The organism is Pandoraea sp. B-6, assembly GCF_000282835.1.
Lineage (GTDB): Bacteria > Pseudomonadota > Gammaproteobacteria > Burkholderiales > Burkholderiaceae > Pandoraea > Pandoraea cepalis.
In genome coordinates this window covers 1,328-4,074 of sequence record NZ_KB290511.1, presented here as the reverse complement: position 1 = coordinate 4,074, position 2,747 = coordinate 1,328, and the positions used below count along the sequence as shown (strand labels likewise).

General features: G+C 65.3%; 1 protein-coding gene and 2 pseudogenes. All 3 read left to right on the top strand.

From position 1 onward, the window contains the following. Positions 1–424: pseudogene (locus A985_RS29115) on the top strand (HAD-IA family hydrolase); the annotation flags it as partial. 385 nt (positions 425–809) lie between these two features. Then, positions 810–2,315: an anthranilate synthase component I gene (trpE, locus tag A985_RS0109560; RefSeq protein WP_017233182.1), complete on the top strand. Its 1,506-nt coding sequence runs from the start codon at positions 810–812 to the stop codon at positions 2,313–2,315. Between the two features lie 247 nt (positions 2,316–2,562). After that, positions 2,563–2,747 (top strand): annotated as a pseudogene (locus A985_RS29110) (RND transporter); the annotation flags it as partial.

The following is a 2,747-nucleotide window of genomic DNA, read 5'->3' as shown; positions in this document are numbered from 1 at the left end:
CACGACGCTTTATCCCGAAGTGCGCGAAGGACTGGCCGCCTTGCGCGCCGCCGGTCTGCCCGTGGCCTGCATCACCAACAAGCAGCATCGCTTCGCGGTCGCGTTGCTCGCGCATTACGACCTGACCGATCAGTTCGACCTGGTGTATGGCGGCGACTCGTGGCCCAGGCGCAAGCCGGACCCGATGCCGCTCGTCAAGGCGTGCGAAGTCTTCGGCGTGTCGCCGGCGCAAGCCGTGCTGGTCGGGGACTCGGGCAACGACGCCCAGGCGGCCCGCGCGGCCGGCTGCCGGTCGTTGACCGTGCCATATGGCTACAACCATGGCGAATCTGTACAAACGATCGACACGGATGGTATAGTCGGCTCCATTCTGGGCGCCGCCCGGGCGATTTTGCCCAAGGCTGCGCCCGCACTGGCGAGCTGAGTTCGCCATCTTCCACACTGCATTCAAGCGCATGTTCCTGAACAAGAAACGGAGTCTGAGCGTGATCGACCGGGGGGCCTGGCCCTGGCGACGCTGGTCCTGCTGAACCCTTCCAAGGGGTGGCCGGGACCGCTGAAGTTCGTCTTCGGCAACCCGTTTCTTGCATCGTTGTTGTTCCCAAGACGTCATACCTCGGCGCGCTGTCTCGCACAGTGCGCGGGTTCGCCGAGCCGCGGCAAGCGCCATCGCATTGCCGGTGCGCGCGCGTTCACGAAGCTCGACGTGGGTCAGCACCCCCACCCCGACACGACTCAGGTATTCTCAACGCCAATCCACGCCGAATTTGCGGGAACGCCCGCCGGCAAACTTGCAGGCAGAGTGCAAAATGACCGAACTCGAATTCAAATCGCTGGCCAACCAAGGCTTTAACCGCATTCCGCTGATCGCCGAGGCGCTGGCCGATCTCGACACGCCGCTCTCGCTGTATTTGAAGCTCGCGCTGGGCGACCGGCGCGGCGCGAACACCTTCCTGCTCGAATCGGTGGTCGGCGGCGAGCGCTTCGGCCGCTACTCGTTCATCGGCCTGTCGGCCCACACGCTGCTGCGCAGCTTCGGCCCGAAGACCGAAGTCGTGCGCGACGGCGTCGTCGTCGAGACGCACGACGGCGACCCGCTGGCGTTCATCACCGAGTTCCAGGCACGCTTCAAGGTGGCCCTGCGCCCGGGCATGCCGCGCTTTTGCGGCGGTCTCGCGGGCTACTTCGGCTACGACGCCGTGCGCTACATCGAGAAGAAACTGGCGCACACCACCCCGCACGACGACCTGAACCTGCCCGACATCCAGTTGTTGCTCACCGAAGAACTCGCCGTGATCGACAATCTGACCGGCAAGCTCTACCTCATCATCTATGCGGACCCGACCCAGCCCGAAGCGTTTTCGAAGGCTCGCCTGCGTCTGCGCGAGCTGCGCACTCGTTTGAAGGCGCCGGTCGACGCGCCGGTCACGTCCGGCAGCGTGCGCACCGAAACTTTCCGCGAATTCGCCAAGCCGGACTACCTCGCAGCCGTGGCCAAGGCCAAGGACGCCATCGCCGCCGGCGAGCTGATGCAGGTGCAAGTGGGCCAACGTCTCATCAAGCCGTATCGCGATGCCCCGCTCTCGCTTTACCGTGCCCTGCGCTCGCTCAATCCGTCGCCGTACATGTACTTCTATAACTTCGGCGACTTCCAGGTGGTCGGCGCATCGCCCGAGATCCTCGTGCGACAGGAGCGTCGGCAAACGCCCGACGGCGAGCAGGAAATCGTGACGATTCGCCCGCTTGCCGGCACGCGTCCGCGCGGCGCCACGCCCGAGCGCGACGCCGAACTGGCCACCGAATTGCTTGGAGATCCGAAGGAAATCGCCGAGCACGTCATGCTCATCGATCTGGCGCGCAATGATGTCGGCCGCATCGCCCAAACCGGCACCGTCGAAGTCACCGACAAGATGGTGATCGAGAAATACTCGCACGTGCAGCACATCGTGAGTTCGGTGGAAGGCCGGCTGCAACCGGGGCTGTCGAATATCGACGTACTGCGCGCGACGTTCCCGGCCGGCACGCTCACCGGCGCGCCGAAGGTTCGCGCGATGGAACTGATCGACGAACTCGAGCCCGTCAAGCGCGGCCTTTACGGCGGCGCCGTGGGATACCTCTCGTTCGGCGGCGAAATGGATGTCGCCATCGCAATCCGCACCGGTGTCGTCAAGGACGGCAATCTCTATGTGCAGGCCGCGGCCGGCATCGTGGCCGATTCGGTGCCCGAATCCGAATGGCAAGAGACGGAAAACAAGGCGCGCGCCGTGCTGCGGGCGGCCGAGCAGGTGCAGGACGGCCTCGACGCCGAATACTGATCCGTGCGGCGCAGCCTTCCAGGCGCCGCGCCGCCGCACCGATGTCACGCCTGTGCCCGTTCGAGACGCAGCGGCCTCGGTAATATCGGCCGGGTGCAATAGCGGAATAAGCAGGGCTCCGAATCGAACCTCGACTCGGAGCCCTTGTTGATTTAGCACAAGCGTTCGCCATTTTCACCCCCTCCCGCATACGCCCTGCGGCGTCGCCGCGCTATAGTGGAGTGTCCGTCGGGAGGTTGGGACTTCTATGGCGAAACCCTGCAATTCACCCAGGCGTCCGGGCGTCGCGAACACCGCCGCGACGCCCGTGATTGCCGCGCTCGTCACGACCCTGCTTGGCGGCTGTCTTTCGCTAGCGCCCCGCTACGAACGCCCGGCACCGCCGGTCGCCGACGTGTGGCCCCAAGATGCCACCACGTCGCCGGCCACGGC

What these genes read in the sequence shown, in the direction of transcription:
- trpE (WP_017233182.1), top strand. Translation starts at nt 810, where the DNA reads ATGACCGAACTCGAATTCAAATCGCTGGCCAACCAAGGCTTTAACCGC.